Source organism: Haloferula sp. BvORR071 (genome assembly GCF_000739615.1).
In the GTDB taxonomy this organism is placed as follows: domain Bacteria; phylum Verrucomicrobiota; class Verrucomicrobiia; order Verrucomicrobiales; family Akkermansiaceae; genus Haloferula.
Genome location: NZ_BATP01000025.1, coordinates 121,511 through 136,238, shown reverse-complemented (window position 1 = coordinate 136,238; position 14,728 = coordinate 121,511). Strand labels below are relative to the sequence as shown.

Annotated in this window: 12 protein-coding genes; 4 read left to right on the top strand and 8 right to left on the bottom strand. The window is 63.3% G+C overall.

All coding sequences use genetic code 11. The features are described from left to right. The first annotated feature begins 57 nt into the window (after positions 1-57). Positions 58-1,998, top strand: coding sequence for a lamin tail domain-containing protein (locus BV071_RS14425; RefSeq protein ID WP_035608328.1), 1,941 nt, complete (start codon positions 58-60; stop codon positions 1,996-1,998). A gap of 261 nt (positions 1,999-2,259) precedes the next feature. Here BV071_RS14425 and BV071_RS14420 read toward each other — a convergent pair whose 3' ends face one another. The 4 genes from BV071_RS14420 to BV071_RS14405 all read right to left on the bottom strand — a co-directional run bounded on the left by BV071_RS14420 (position 2,260) and on the right by BV071_RS14405 (position 7,365). Further along, a complete protein-coding gene (locus BV071_RS14420) occupies positions 2,260-2,571 on the bottom strand; it encodes a hypothetical protein (RefSeq protein ID WP_265594444.1) in 312 nt (103 codons plus the stop codon). 34 nt (positions 2,572-2,605) lie between these two features. Continuing rightward, positions 2,606-3,298 (bottom strand): YrzE family protein, encoded by a 693-nt coding sequence (locus BV071_RS14415; RefSeq protein ID WP_035608322.1) that lies wholly within the window; start codon positions 3,296-3,298, stop codon positions 2,606-2,608. Further along, a complete protein-coding gene (locus BV071_RS14410) occupies positions 3,295-6,579 on the bottom strand; it encodes a hypothetical protein (RefSeq protein ID WP_035608319.1) in 3,285 nt (1,094 codons plus the stop codon). The genes BV071_RS14415 and BV071_RS14410 overlap by 4 nt, the downstream gene beginning before the upstream one ends. A 132-nt stretch (positions 6,580-6,711) precedes the next feature. Continuing rightward, entirely contained in the window at positions 6,712-7,365 is a 654-nt protein-coding gene (locus BV071_RS14405; protein WP_035608316.1) for a response regulator transcription factor, read from the bottom strand. Positions 7,366-7,465: 100 nt separating this feature from the next. Between BV071_RS14405 and BV071_RS14400 the strand changes: the two genes are divergently transcribed. Next, on the top strand, positions 7,466-7,888 hold the full coding sequence (locus tag BV071_RS14400; protein WP_035608314.1) for a globin domain-containing protein: 423 nt from the start codon (positions 7,466-7,468) through the stop codon (positions 7,886-7,888). Here BV071_RS14400 and BV071_RS32985 read toward each other — a convergent pair. Both BV071_RS32985 and BV071_RS14390 read right to left on the bottom strand, forming a co-directional pair. Further along, positions 7,885-9,537 carry an ATP-binding protein gene (locus BV071_RS32985; RefSeq protein WP_052573359.1) on the bottom strand — a complete coding sequence of 551 codons (1,653 nt, stop codon included), beginning with the start codon at positions 9,535-9,537 and terminating at the stop codon, positions 7,885-7,887. The genes BV071_RS14400 and BV071_RS32985 overlap by 4 nt on opposite strands. A 79-nt stretch (positions 9,538-9,616) precedes the next feature. Then, the gene (locus tag BV071_RS14390; RefSeq protein ID WP_052573358.1) at positions 9,617-10,909 is read right to left on the bottom strand and encodes a nucleoside transporter C-terminal domain-containing protein; all 1,293 of its coding nucleotides are present in this window, start codon (positions 10,907-10,909) and stop codon (positions 9,617-9,619) included. 276 nt (positions 10,910-11,185) lie between these two features. Between BV071_RS14390 and rnhA the strand changes: the two genes are divergently transcribed. Continuing rightward, entirely contained in the window at positions 11,186-11,650 is a 465-nt protein-coding gene (rnhA, locus tag BV071_RS14385; protein ID WP_035608312.1) for a ribonuclease HI, read from the top strand. A gap of 44 nt (positions 11,651-11,694) precedes the next feature. Then, complete coding sequence (locus BV071_RS14380) at positions 11,695-12,837, top strand: hypothetical protein (RefSeq protein ID WP_035608309.1); 1,143 nt, start codon at positions 11,695-11,697, stop codon at positions 12,835-12,837. A gap of 121 nt (positions 12,838-12,958) precedes the next feature. Here BV071_RS14380 and BV071_RS14375 read toward each other — a convergent pair whose 3' ends face one another. Both BV071_RS14375 and BV071_RS14370 read right to left on the bottom strand, forming a co-directional pair. Continuing rightward, on the bottom strand, positions 12,959-13,723 hold the full coding sequence (locus BV071_RS14375) for a class II aldolase/adducin family protein (RefSeq protein WP_035608306.1): 765 nt from the start codon (positions 13,721-13,723) through the stop codon (positions 12,959-12,961). 3 nt (positions 13,724-13,726) lie between these two features. Further along, on the bottom strand, positions 13,727-14,608 hold the full coding sequence (locus tag BV071_RS14370) for an AraC family transcriptional regulator (RefSeq protein ID WP_265594443.1): 882 nt from the start codon (positions 14,606-14,608) through the stop codon (positions 13,727-13,729). Positions 14,609-14,728: the final 120 nt, after the last annotated feature.

The following is a 14,728-nucleotide window of genomic DNA, read 5'->3' as shown; positions in this document are numbered from 1 at the left end:
TTTTCATGATGCGGAAACTGTCAGTGGCGGATCCGCTCCAATTCTCCTGAAGCCTCCATGAACCCGGCCTCTCTCCGCTCCGTCGTAGTGCATCTCTCTTCCTGCCTGGCTCTCGGCTTTTCCCCCGCCCTGGCGAGCATTCCCGCATCGATCTATCAGATCAAGATGGGCACGATTCCGGAGGGCGAATCCGTCTCATTGAGCGATGCCCTGATTACGGCGCGCAGTGATGAAGGGTGTTTCCTTCAGGTCAAGCAGGGCGACAATGGCTACACCGGGGCCGACTATTCCGGGATTTTCCTGGCAGGCAATTTCCCGGTATTGCCTGGACAGCGTATCCAGATCCCCGCCGCCACGGTTGTGTATGTCGGCGACGGAATCCGCCTGACGGATGCCACCCCGGTAATCAGCAGCCAGGTAATCGAGGCACCGCCTGCACCAGTGGTCGTGACCGCTGCCCAAATCGCCACCGGCGGTCCACGGAGCCATCAGCTGGAGGGAGTGCTGGTGCAGGTGAACCAAGTGACGGTGGCCTCCTTGGATCCTGCGGGAAATGAGTTCCTGGTCGATGCCGGCCTGCGGGTGGATGACCTGTTCTACCTAGCCAATCCCTTCCCTTGGGAGGGGCGGATCTTCACCAGCGTCACCGGACCGCTGGCGATCCGCGACGGTGTCGCGAAAGTAGAACCCCGGGATGCAGCGGATCTCCCGAACCCGGCAGGCCCGCCGCCCAATGCCACCTTACAGAGCTACCAGCAATGGGCGGCAAGTGCGTTTCTCACAGGTGGGGATGCCCTGACATGGGCGGAGCCGCATCACGATGGCGTGTCGAACCTCTTGAAATACGCCTTCAATCTCGATGGCAGCAATCCGGATAGACGCACCTTGACGCCGGGCACTGGGATCCAGGGCCTGCCCGCCATCATCCATGGAGGCAGTGGAGCTGGGACCACCTTGAGCGTGGAGTACCTGCGACGGCGGAATTCCGGTCTGGTCTACACCCCGCAGCTCAGTTCCACGCTCAGCTCATTCATTCCCTTCAGCGCTGCCGAATCCGTCACGACCATCGACGGCGCTTGGGAAAGGGTGGTAGTGGCGGAATCACTTGGCAGCACTCCGCCGGACAGGCTTTTCGCTTCCGTGAAGGTCGAGCTGCCCACCACGCCGGACGCCGGTGGCTTCACGCTGACGCCGAATGCGGCGACGCTGCCCCCCAACGCCAGCACCTTTCTGACGATAACCTTGGGAGCACCGGCAGTGGCGGACACTACGGTCAGCCTGAGCATTTCAAATCCCCTTCTAGGGACTGCGCCCCCCAGCGTCACCGTGCCCACCGGGCAATCCTCGGCGACGTTTGCCTTCACCGGCTCCGGCTCTGCCGGGGAAGTCACGGTGACGGCAACGCTGGGAGCCTTCTCCCACCAATCGCTGATCACGCTCGCCGCCCCCAGCCACCTTGTCATCAATGAAGTGGACTACGACAATCCGGGCACCGATACCGCGGAGTTCGTGGAAATTTACAATCCCACCTCCGCTCCCATCAATCTTGCGAATCAGGCCTTGGTCTTCATCAATGGAGCCACCGCGAGCGAATACTACCGCGTGGATCTCGCTCCCTGCGGGAGCATACCGGCCAACGGCTATCTGGTCATCGCGGGCGGCGGCGTGACCGTCCCCGCCCCATCCATCCGCTACACACCACCTAACTGGTCGAGCCAAGACATGATTCAAAATGGAGCTCCGGACGGCTTGCTGCTCCTCAATACCTCCACCCAGCTCGCCGTGGATGCCTTCTCCTACGAGGGTGCCATCACTGCCGCGACCGTCGCCGGCACTGCGGGCACTTATAACCTCGCGGAAGGCACCGTGCTCCCCGCCAGCGTGGCCGACACCAACTCCACCGGCAGTCTCAGCCGTGCGCCCAATGGCAGCGAGACCGATAACGCCGCCATCGACTGGACGTTTTCCGCAACCCCGACCCCAGGGGGGCAAAACTGAAGGCCGACTCCGAGAACGGCTGCATCGCGCTTCCCTTCAAAGTGCTCGCAACTCACGCCGCCCTTTGGGGATTCGCCTACTAGCTTTCTAGTATTATAAATCCGACCGCCGGTCGCGGCAGGGCCCCGGGTTTACCCGAAGCCCCCGCACAGATCCCGGCGGCCGGTATTGCCGTAGCGGCCTCTTGCCTTGGTTGTTTGGCGTCAAAGAGGCGTTGTTCGGGATGGGGATGATGGTTGCGGGATGGAGGGAGCCCTCGTTTCATCTCAATATCCGCCCCTGATAACGGACCGTGAAGCCAGCTGCCCACTTCATCTCAGGAAGGGCCAGCAGTTGATCGAACAGCGCCTTCACCAAGGGATCCGCATAGCCCTGGTGAAACCGCACGTCGATCATCCCGGGTGTGATGGTGGCCGCCAGCGCATTGCCGCGATAGTCGTCCTCGTAAGAGACTCCGTCGCGCTTGACGTCGCGGTGCTGGATCGTTCCCGGAAAGAACACCGCGACCGACTGGGTCGCGATGCACTTCACGAAGTAGCCTTGGCCGGTGAGGGCGGGGGCGATGGATTCCAAACCTAGTGCTTCCATCGCAGCCGGGCCGCTTGGCTCACCTCTCTATATCAAACTCCGTCTGCTCCGTTTCCAGGTGCACCCGTTCGTTCCCGCAAGCCGAGTGGAGGGCTTCGATGAAGGCCGGGAGGCGGGTCTCTTCCTTCAGGACCAGGCCATAGCGGATCAGGCTCATGTCCTTCCCGATTTGTGGAATCGAGTTGAGGAATGTGTTGCTGGCGGTGTGCTCACTAAAGACCGGCGAGAGGACGGCTTCGAAATCGGCATCGCCCGGCAGGGTGACGGTGAGCGTGTGGCTGGCGTGCGCCGGTGCGAAGGCATTCTTGCGGTGCAGCACATAGATCAGCCCGCCGCCCAGCAGCGCCACGACAACTGCCTGCTGGTAGTGGCCGGTTCCGGCGACGATCGCCAAGGCAATCGTGAAGAACATGAAGGCCATATCCATCGAGCGCCGCAGGTTCGCAGGGAACTGGACGAGGGAGAAGGCAGCGAACATGGCCACGCCGACGTGCCCGTGGCGGCCGATCACCGCCGCCAGTACCGCGGTCACCACGCCGATCAGGATCAGCGTGTGCGAGTAGTCCTGGGTGTGGCCGGAACCCCGCGAGGTGAAGCGATGAAGGGCTGCGACGCCCAAGCTCAGCACCAGAGTCACGCTGATGGACAAAAGGATGCCCGAGAAGTCGTGGGTCCCGTGGGTCAGCCAGTGGGGCAGGATTTTCGCGATCATGGGCGGGTGGTCTTCAGGCGCAGGAATCCCTTAGTATCGTTGGTGGCGGGCGTGGCAAGCCTAACGGTGACGGTTTCAGTCGTTCCGTTGCCGTCGTCGACCGCGGAAACCTGGACCACTCCGGCACCGCCGGGTGTCCAGGTGGCCAGGTTCGTGGACAGCTCGATCTGATACCGGTAGCCGCCGGCGCTGTAATCCGCAGCGGTTCCGGTGCCGCTCTTGCGGCGCGGGAAGGTGTAGGCCTGATAGCGCTGGCCGCTGACTTCGACCAGGCTCGGTTGGGGGTAGCGGATCGAGCTGCGCAGGCCCGGGTTGGTGCCGAAAGCCTGCTCCATGAGGTCGACCTGGCCGTCGAGGTCATTGTCCACCTCATCATTCGGGTTGCCGCCCAGATTGTGGAAGCCGGGGGTTGCCGCCGGGTTGGCGATCACGCCGGTGTTATCGAAGACCTTGGCGGTGTTGTAGATGGTGGAATCTCCCGTGCCGCCGGTCAGGCTGCCCCCGTACCACGCGTTCACACTATTGGCCACCCAGTCCGCGGCGCGGCTGCCGCGTGAGAGGTTGTCCGGATGGTAGGTCCCTTGGTTCAGGTTGGGGAAGCCATAGGTGGCACCGGACGTGGGCAAGCTGAAGACAAAGGCATCCACCACCTGGGTCCAGGGTGGGGAGCCATCAAGGATCCCGTCATTTTCCAAGTCGAGATCCTGGCCGAGTTTGCCGCTGAAGCCTTTCACCAAGACCAGCGCGATCCCATCGTTGCTCGCCAGGGCGTCGCTGTCCATCCCGCGCGGGTCACCGGTGGCGGTGAGCGCGGCCTTCAATGCGGCGAAGGGGCCGCCAGCGGGGGCTTGGGTGTAGCCATTGCCGAGCAGGAGCAAGCCATTCTCCCCGGTCGCCAACGAATCCAGGTTCCAGACCCGGTTGATCTCGCCGATGTTGCCGGTCCCGGTGTCGCCTGCGCTGGTGTCGATCACCAGCAAGGTCAGATCATTGGTGGACTGCGCCTTGAGGCCGGTGGCCAGCAGCTCGACGAAATCGTAGTTCAGGTCATCGCCCGGCGGATTGACGTTGGCTTCGTTGATCAGGACCGGCGTGGCCGCGGGTGCGGCGGCGTGGTTGCCTTGGCCGGGGGTTACGCTGCCCGTCCATGGGCCGTAGGCTCCCTGCGCATTGAAGGCGAGGCCACTGGAGATCGTGCCGCCATACCAGTTCGAGCTGCCTGGAATCCGCGAGATATTGTCTAGCTCGGTGCCGGCGGCGAGATTGGTCACTGCCGGGTGGATCAGGGTGCCGAGCGACACGCCATCGACGATGGTGAAGCCGAGCCCGGCGTCGATGCTGCCGTCGTTGTTGGCGTCCAGGTCCATTCCCGGCGCGCCGCTGAAGCCGGTGACCAGCAGGACCGCGAAGTCCTGGTCCGGAAGCTGACCGGCCGTGAAGCCGGGCGGGCCGCTCTCGACCGCCGTATCGGCGCGGACCGTGTGGGGCGGGAAGAGCGTGCCGATCGTCGCCGGGAAGTTGTCGCCGAGAAGCAGCAGCCCGTTCGGCCCGGTCGAATAGCCGGAAAGGTCGTAAGCCTGCAGCAGGGTGCCGCGATCGGCCGCTGCGGTGGAGACTATCAGCAGGTGGTAGCCTTGGGTCGGGATGATGGCATCCGTGCCGTTACTGGCGAGTTCGATGAATTCCGCGGCGTCCGCAGGCGGATCGAAGTTCACCTCGTTGATCCGGAGGGGCGCGGGTGTCGTGACCGCGGCGGACAGGTTCAAGCGGCCGGGGGTCGCTTGGCCACGAAAGCCGCCGAAGAATTCCGAGCTGAAATCCAGATCGTAGGGGCTGTTCCCGCCCATGGATCCGCCGTAGAAGGCGGCGGCGCTGTTAGCGGTGGTATTGCCTGCCTTGCGCGAGATGTTGTCGGGCAGGTAGCCAGCCTGGCTCACGTTGGCCGGGGCGTAGGTATTGCCGCTGCCATTGTAGCCCACGCTGTCGGTGATCTCTGTCCACGGCGTGGCATCCAGGATTCCGTCGTTGTTGAGGTCCAAGTCCTGCAAGGGCGTGCCGGTGAAGCCTTTTACCAGCAGCAGGGTGAAGCCGCTGTTGGTACGGTCCAGTTGGCAGACGTTGGCGACCTTGGTCCAGATCTCGTTGCCGATGTCGTCGCTCCCGAGCTTGATGGCGGCTGCGTCCGTGCTGCTGCCGATGTCAGACAGGATGGTCCCGGCGGCGACATGGTCACGCCACGGCGAAAGACCCTTGTCGTAGTCCTGGCCGATCATCGCCAGGCCGTTCGAGCCGAACTGGACCTGCGAGAGGTCCCAGGCCTCGACGATCACGCCCTGCGAGCGGTCCGTGCCGCAGCTCGTGTCACTGTTGGCGTCCGTATTGATGACCAGCAGGTGGTAGCCTTCACCGGTGGATGCATCGCCGCCGACCTTGAGCAGTTCGATGTACTCGTTGTTGTTGTCAGGGCCGCCCGGATCGACGTGGACTTCGTTGATCCGCACATCGGCCATGGTTGGCGGAGTATTGGGTGCTCCGGGCGTGGCTACCGGATTCACCTGCGTGCCGAAGCGCTGGACCGGATCGAAGGAAACCGAGGTCCCGGTGTTGCCTATCACCGTTCCGCCGAACCATGCGGAGGCGCTGTTGACCGTGGAATTCCCCACCAGCCGCGAGACATTGCCGGGGGAGTAATTCGACTGGCTAAGATTGGCGACCGGGCCCGGCGGCACTTGGTCCGAGGTATTGAACTTGTATTCGTTAAGGCCGACGGAATCCCGCAAGTTATTATTCTTGAAGGTGGTATTGATGTTTACGTCGAGGGTGCTGAGGTCGGAACCCACCACGCCGGTGTAGTTCTGTGCCAGCAGGATCGCATAGGCACGGTTTGGCTCGATCAGGCCGTCCTTACCAGCGGGGATCGCAATGCTCCGGCACTCTGTGGCTGCGGGGACCTGCGCGGCCCATGGGCCCCCCTTCGGCGCCACCCCGTAGTTTACTCCCAGAAGCAGAATCCCATTAGTCCCGGTAGTCATACCGTCGAGGCTCCAGATCGCATCGACCCGGCCGATACTGCCGCCGTCATTGTCGATCAAGATGACCTGCCACGTATTGCAACTCTCTTGAGGAGTGCTGCTGATGATCTCGATGTACTCGTAATTATTGGTGCCGACGATATCGGCCCCGGCGGGGTTCGAGTGGATCTCGTTCAGGCGCAGCGTGGCGCTAGCCGGAAGCGCCAGAGCCATCAGGGCGCCAGCCGCGAGTGCGAGCAGGGATTTCATGCAGGGGTGGGTGCGAGCGGAACCCGGGGGACGCCGATTTTAGGCCCGGGGGAATACGAGCTTGGCGGCCGAAGGTTACGAAAACGTTACGCGACTCCCGGAATCGTGAAATCCGAAAATTTCCGCAGCGATTTAGACGGCCTTGGGCTTGCCGAGCACTTCAACCGCTTGAAGCGCCGCCGCGTTGCGGTTTTCTACCCCTAATTTCGTAAAAATACTGCCGAGGTGCTGCTTCACCGTCTTTTCGCTCATCCCCAGGATCGAGGCCACGTCGGCATTGCTCTTGCCCTGCGAGACCCAGAGCAGCACTTCCGCCTCGCGGTTGGTCAGGCCCAAGGAGAGCAGCGGCTCGTGGGAGGAGAAATCGGGGGCGAAGCCGCCGGCGGTGGCCGCGGCCAGGATCCGGGCTTCCACGGCCTCGGAGCGGGTCAAACGGGCCTCGACGGCAGCCAGCAATTCCTCCCGCGGCACCGGCTTGACCAAATAGTCATCCGCGCCGGAATTCATGCCGGTGCGGACATCCTCGCGGTCGCTGCGGGCGGTCAGGAAAATGAAGGGGACGGTGGCGGTGGCGGGATTTTTCCGAAGCGTCTGGATCACGCCGTGGCCGTCGAGCTCCGGCATCATCACGTCGCAGATCACCAGGTCCGGCGGTGCAGCCAGAGCTTGCTCCACCCCGGCTTGGCCGTTGGGAGCAGTGGTCACTTCATATCCTTCGAAGCCGAGCATCATCGCCAGATTGCGGAGCATCTGCGGCTGGTCTTCGATCACGAGGATCTTCTTCATGGCTGGGGCGGGACAGTTGTGGCAGGCCGAAGCTGGAGACAGAGCATCCGACCAAAGTCGTAGTGCGTAGATCCCGCCGTTCTGCTCTGCTGTAACCGTGATGACCGCAGAACAAATTCGCCGGCTTCGCAAGTCTTTCCACCAACTGGAACGCAACGCGGAGCTCGCCGCCCCCTTGTTTTATGAACAGCTTTTCGCACTCGACCCGGGTCTGAGCCCGCTGTTCAAGACCGATGTGGAACTGCAATCGATCAAGCTGATGTCCATGCTTGGCAGTGCCGTCGAGCTCCTCGATGCGCCGGCTGAGCTGGAAGAAACGCTGATTGAGCTCGGCTCCCGTCTCTCGGAATACGGCCTCCGGCCGCGGCACTACGCCACCATCGGCAGCGCCTTGACCACGATGCTGGAGGAGGTGCTTGGCGAGACTTACACGCTCGAAGTCCGCCAGGCATGGGTGGCGCTTTACCACAGGATTGCGGGGACGATGCTGGGCTATGTGGCGCAGCATGCGGCGGCGGCTTAAGCAAATACCGGCAATCGCACGGTGAAGGCGGTGCCCTCACCGGCCGCTGATTCGAAGCCGATGCTGCCGCCGTGGAGTTCCACGCAGCGCTTGGTAATCAGCAGGCCGAGGCCGCTGCCCGCGATGTCCGACACATTCCGCGCGCGGTGGAAGGCTTCGAACATCCGCGGTTGGTCTTCTGCCGGGATGCCGATTCCGCGGTCGCGGACGGTAAAGACGGCATGGTCGTCATCGCGCTGCACCGAAAATTCCACGGGGGTCCCTGCAGGGGAGTATTTCGCGGCGTTCGAGAGGAGGTTGGAGAAGATATGCCGGAGCAGCGACTCGCTGCCGGTCGCGCCGGTTAGATCCGGAGCGAAGGAGGTCTCGATCGGGCACTTGCGGACGGTGGCGGAGAGCGACTCGTCGATCAGCTTCTCGCAGACCGCTGCCAAGTCCATCGGCTCCGGGGTGTAGGCCAGCTTGCCGGCGTCTGCGCCGCCCAGCACCAGCACCTGCTCCATCAGGTCGCCCATCCGTTTGGTGGCGGTGTGGATGTCCTCGAAGAGATCGCTGCGGCGGTCCACGTCCAGGCGGTCGTGGTAGTTCCGCAGCAGCTCGATGGCGGACATGATCACGCCGAGCGGAGTGCGGAATTCGTGGGAGACGATGGCGGTGAAGCGGGAGCGCAGGTCGCTCAGCTCGCGTTCATTCTCCAGCGCCCGGCGCATGGTTTCCTCGGTGCGCAGTTGCTCGGTCTTGTCGATGACCGTGGCGATTACCCGCGGGTTCATCCGGCCTGGCATGCGGGCGAGGTGGACGGAGCAGGGGATCAGGTGGCCGTCGCCATGGAGGTGGACCCAATCGAAGCGCGGCTCCTCGCCGTCGAGGGCGAGGCTGATTTTTTCGCGGGCGGACTCGGTGCTGGCGCGGCCGTCCGGCTGGAATTCCGGGCTGAAATCGACCGGGCCGCCCGCCAGCAATTGCTCGCGGGTGACCCCGTAGAAGCGTGCCGCGGCGTCATTGGCCTCCAAGAAGCGGCCGTTCTCTTCCAGATCGAGCACCAAGGTCGGCGTCGGCGAGTGCTCGAGCACCATCCGGTAGCGTGCCTGGCTCTCGCGGAGGGCGATTTCGGCCCGCTGGCGGCCATCGATTTCCACCGCCAAGGCGACCCACTGGGCGACATAGCGGGCGAAATCGACCTCGGAAGGCGCCCAGTGGCGGGTCTCACCGACGTGTTCGTGGCAGACCACGCCGAAGAGCCGGCCATGGCGGTGGACCGGCGCATCGAGCATGGCGCGGATGCCGAGCGGCCTGAAGTAGGTCTCGCGGAACTCGGTCAGGCGCGGGTCCTCCATCGTGTCGTCGGACACGACGAGGTTCGAGCCGTGGTGGAGGGCCTTGAAATAGGAGGGGAAATCGGCGGATTCGAGGCGCAGCTTGTCGCTGTCGAAGCGGTTGCCGGAGAGTTCGAACTGGTATTCGCGGCAGATCGCGCGGCCGCCGCCTTCCATACTCCAGTAGCCGACCCGCTCGACTTGGAGGGCATTTGCGCTGTGCTGCAGCAGGTCGCGGACGATTTCCTCGAGCGGCACCACGCCGATGCGCTCGATCAGCGAGTCAAGCTGCTCGCTGGCCGGCCGCTGCAGATCTGAAGCTTCGGCGCTCATGCGTATCCCGGGGAGGGGGCGCTTGCTTAGCGTCCTGAGGGCCCCCTGAAAATCCGAAATGTGGGAAAGGCTGTCAGGCTTACTTTGCGAGTTGATACATCGCGCCCGCCGCCCAGTGATACATTGCGCCCGCCAGGGTGGCGGTCATCAGGGTGGCCATGGTGCCGGCGAGGACCGCCTTGAAGCCCAGTGCCGCGATGGTCGGGCGCTGGCCGGGGGCGATGCTGCCGGTGCCGCCGAGCTGGATTCCGATCGAGGCGAAGTTCGCGAAGCCGCAGAGCGCGAAGGTGGCGAGGAAGATCGATTTCGGGGCCAAGCCGCTGGCGGCTTTCAGCTTCCCGAGTTGCTCGTAGGCGAGGAATTCGGTGAAGACCAGTTTGGTGCCGATCAGGGAGCCGACCTTCGAGATGTCCGCGGTTTCCACGCCGATGATCCAAGCGACGGGGGCGAAGAGGTAGCCGAGCAGGATATCGAGCGAGAGGTTCGGGTGGATCTTCGCCAGGCAGCCATTCACCAGCGCGGCGAAGGCGATGAAGGCAATAAGCATGGCGCCGACATTGGCGGCGAGCTTGAGGCCCTCTGAAGTGCCATTGGCCAGTGCATCCAGCAGGTTCGCGCCGAGCTTGTCCTTCGGCACGTGCAGCGAGTCATCGATCTGCTCGGTCTGGGGGATCAGGAGCTTGGCGACCACCAGCGAGGCGGGTGCGGCCATGAAGGAGCCGCAGAGCAGGAACTTGGCGAAGGCGATCTTTTGCGCCGGATCATTGCCGCCGAGGAAGCCGATGTAGGCCAGCAGCACGCCCCCGGCGATGGTGGCCATGCCGCCGGTCATAAGCGCGAAGATCTCGCTGCGGTTCATGCGGTCGATGTAGGGCTTGATCATCAGCGGCGACTCGGTCTGGCCGAGGAAGATCTCCGCCGCCGCTGCCAGCGACTCCGCGCCGGAGAGCTTCATGAAGCGCTTGGTCACCCATGCGAAGGCCCACACCACCTTCTGCAAGATGCCGCAGTAGTAGAGCAGCGAGCACAGTGCGGAGAAGAAGATGATGGTGGGGAGCACGTAGCAGGCGAAGACGACGGCCTTGCCGCCGCCGAAGACGGGGCCGAGCGAAGCCGGATCCGCGAGCGGGCCGAAGACGAACTTCGCTCCCTCTTGGGAGAAGTCGGTGACCCAGATGAAGAAGGCGGCGAGCTGGTCGAAGATCCAATTGCCGCCGGGAACGACCAGGAAGAGCAGGGCGAGGATGAGCTGGAGCAGGAGCCCGCCGCCGACCAATTTCCAATCGATGGCCCGCCGGTTTTCCGAGAAGGCCACGCCCAAAGCTATCAGAACGGCGAGACCGAGGATGGCGCGGGCGATATCGATGAGCATAGGCGGTTAGGCGGCGGGAGGCGCTAGCAGGGAACGGGCCGGGAGCATCGGCTTCTTCGCAAATCCTTGGATGGCCGCCAAGTTCTCTTCGGTTACGGAGTAGTAGGGGGGCCGGATTCTTAACCGCGAAAAACGCGAAAGGCCGCGAAATTTGAAAGGCAGGAAGCAGGGATGCCTTTGATGGTTGTTTGGATTTCGCGGAGTTTCGCGTTTTTCGCGGTTCACTGCCTTTAAGCCTAGCCGAGGGGTGAAATCCCCGCTTCCCTCCGCGCGCTAATGCGGCGCGTGACGATCCATACCGATGGGGCTTGCCGGGGAAATCCCGGACCGGGCGGATATGGAGTGGTGATGGTCTGCGGCAAGCACCGCCTGGAGCTGGCGAAGGGCTACACTCGCACTACGAACAACCGGATGGAGCTGCTGGCGACGATTGTGGCGCTGGAGACCTTGAAGGAGCCATGCGAGGTCGAGCTGCTGTCCGATTCGCGCTACGTCATCGATGCGATGGTGAAGAACTGGATCAAGGGCTGGAAGGCGAAGGGCTGGCGTACGGCCTCCAACCAGCCGGTGAAGAACCAGGATCTGTGGCTGCGTCTTTCCGCTGCGGCGGACATCCACAAGATGACCTGGAAATGGGTGCGCGGGCACGCGGGTCACAAGGAGAACGAGCGTTGTGATGTGCTCGCGGTGGGTGCGGCGACCGGGCGGAACCTGCTGGTGGATGCGGGTTTCGAAGACTGAGAGCCTGCTTGCCAAGGGATGAGTTCCCGGCAGCATGGCGAGTTATGAAGAACTTGTTGGCGACCGCGGGCATCGCGTTGACTTCCTTCGCGTGGGTGTGGACCGGCAGTAGCTGTGGATTTGGTGCGGCGCAGAATAGCCAGTCCGGTGGGAAGGCGATGGCCTCCTCCAAGGCCGATCCATTGAAGAACTTCTATTTGGTGGAGGAGATCAAGGTCAGCGGGCTGACGCCATCGGCCGCCTTGGACAAGGTGCGGGTCTCTTATGAGCAGCTCTGCAGCAAGACCGGTGAAAAGCCCCTGAAGCTCGCTTTCGAGCTGCCGCCGGGACCGGAGAAGCCCCTTCGGGTCAAGCTGGAGGCACCCCGGACCTTGGACAATTCCGTCAGGGTCATCGCCGCTGCCGCGGAAATGACCGTGGAGCGAGATGGTAGCACCTACCGCTTCAAGGCCCCGCGTGTGCAGGAAAACGGGGAGCTGGTGAAAGAGACCTTCTCGGTGCCGCCTGACTTTGTGGCGCGCTTGGGTGAAAAGGGGAATGCGAGGGATGTGCGCAGCGCCTTGACCAACTTCGGCATCGATCTCGACGATTCCACCCGGTTTTCGCTTACAGGGAGCAAGCTGAGCATGGAAACCCGTAGCGCCGGGGATGTGCTCGCCGTTTCTTCGGCGATCGCCGGGACCATCGGTGACTTGCCGGTGCAATTTCAGATGCAGGCGCAGGTCTTCGAAATTCCTGCGGGATCCAAGTGGACCGCTCCCTCTGGTGGTGGCTTTGACGAGAAGACCGCGAAGCGCTTGCTCAAGGATTTGGAAAGGAGCAGAGGGGTGAAGGTTCAGACAATTCCCTCGATCACGACTCGTCAGTATGAGGTTGGCCTGTGCGACTGGAGCGAAGACACGAGATCTCCCATGGGTGGCAAGGTTCTTCGCATGCAAGCGGGAAGCTTGGGAGGAGGCCATCTTCTGAAAACATCCTATTCGGATACCGCAGGCAGGACCAATGGCGGCAAGCACGTGCACATTGAGGACGCGGGCTATGCGCCTGACTTCGGCACCCGCCTGTCGGTGCAAACGCTGCCCGACGGTTCGCGGGTTGCGGTCGCGGTCACGCCGGTTTTGATCGATGCGACCGGGAAGCCGGTTCGCAAGCCGGAACGGAAACTAGCGGTGAATTACGGCTTCTGAGCTTGGGGTCTACGGAGCTGGATGGGGCTGCGGGCAGTTGGGGACCGTTCTGCGGGCCAGTGGCTCCGCGCACCCGGCTAAGAGGCACCCGGGTGTTAGGGCGCTGTTCGGCTGAAGCACTTCACGCCTTCGCCTCGATCATCTTGCGGCGGTAGGCTTCGTCGAGGCGTTGGTCGATCTTGGCGGCGTCTTCCTCGGAGAGGAAGTTCGGGCCGCCGGCGGCGAAGCTGCCGAGGAGCACGCGGGCCCACTTGTCGAGCATCAGCATGATGTTCAGGACTTCCGCGCTACTGGAGCCGAGGGCGACTGGGCCGTGGTTCTCCATAAGGATGACCTTGGGTGGCTTGCCATGCTCGGCGCGGAAGCGGGCGAGGCCGTCGCGGATGGCGATGGCGAGGTCGAGGCCGGGATTGATGTACGGGATCAGTAGTACATGGCGGCCGCAGACGACGATGGCATCCGGGCAGACGTGGCGGAGGAAGGGCTTGGAGCCCAGCTTGCTCGCCAGAATAGAGAGCACGGAAACGGTGTGGGTGTGGCCGACCCATTTCACGCCGGGCTCGCGCAGGCAGAGCGAGTGGAGGAAGGTTTCGACCGATGGCTTCTTGTGAGTGGGGTCCGCGAGGCAGGCGACCAAGCCGTCCTCGATGTCCTGCTCGCTGAGGTCGCTGCGATCTAACAGGGCATCCACCTTCGCGTGCGAAACGCGGGACAAGCCATCCGCGGACATGGTGCTCAGGGAGGTGCCGGAGGCTTTTACCAGGAAGCTGCCGTCGCCAAGATCGGAGGAGGTATTGCCCTCGCCGAGGATCGCGAGATGGCGGTCTTCGCGGCCGAGTTCGCGGGAGAGCTGGACGAGTTCTTGGAGGGTGGCGGCAGTGGACATGGCTTAGCGCGGTTGCTTGGCGTGGATCGCCTGGCGGAAACGCGAGGGCGGCACGCGGTGGATGGATTTGAAAACGCGGGAGAAGTGGAAGGGATCGGGGAAGCCGGTGGCGTGGGCGACTTCCTTCACGCTGGTGCCTTCCTCCAGCAGCAGCACCGCGGCGTGCTGCATGCGCAGGCGGGTGAGGAACTGGTAGGGGCTCTCGTCGTGGAAGCGGCTGAAGAGCCGGCAGATGTAGGGCGCGTCGAGTTCGCAGGCGGTGGCGACCGATTCCAGCGAGGCGAGTTCGAGGAAGTGGCCTTCGATGTGCGCTTTCACGCGGCTGAAGGTCGCGAAGGCGCGGGTGTCGGTGCCCTCGGCATCGACGGCGTCCTCGCGGCACATCAAGAGGAGCTGCTGGACGATCGCGGTGCAGAGTGGGCGCGAGTAGCTGGAGTTCCGCGAGCCGCGCTCGATCAGGGAATCGAAGGCGCGGCGGATCGGCTCGGCCTTCAGGCACTGGGAGATGGTGCCGGGCTGGAGGTCGTAGCGTTCCAGGAAGGCTGCGGCCTCGCTGCCGGAGAAGCCGACGAAGTACTTCACCAGCGGCTTGGCCGGATCGGTGGCGATGTGATGCGGCATTCCCGGCCCGTAGAGGAAGAAGACACCCGGCTTCAGCGAGGCTTCCTGTTCGCCGAGCGCGAGAGTCCCCCGGCCGCCGTGCACGAACTCGAGCAGGAACCAAGGGAAGTTCTCGCGGTCGATGCGGTAGTCCGGCTGGCAATGCTCGATGCCACCGCATTTCACCTCGAAGCCGGAGCTGTCCGGATCATCGAAGAAGAAGACCCGTGACGACTCCACCTGACGTGACAGGAAGGCGGGAGTGGGATCAGGGGCGGGCGACACGATGGATTTGCTATTCCATGGTTGTGATGAATTGGAAGCAAAAACATCCATGTTGGTGAGTGGAAATCGCCGATAGGGCTCCATTAAGGAAAATAGTCTAAGCAAATTTATCCATTTCTG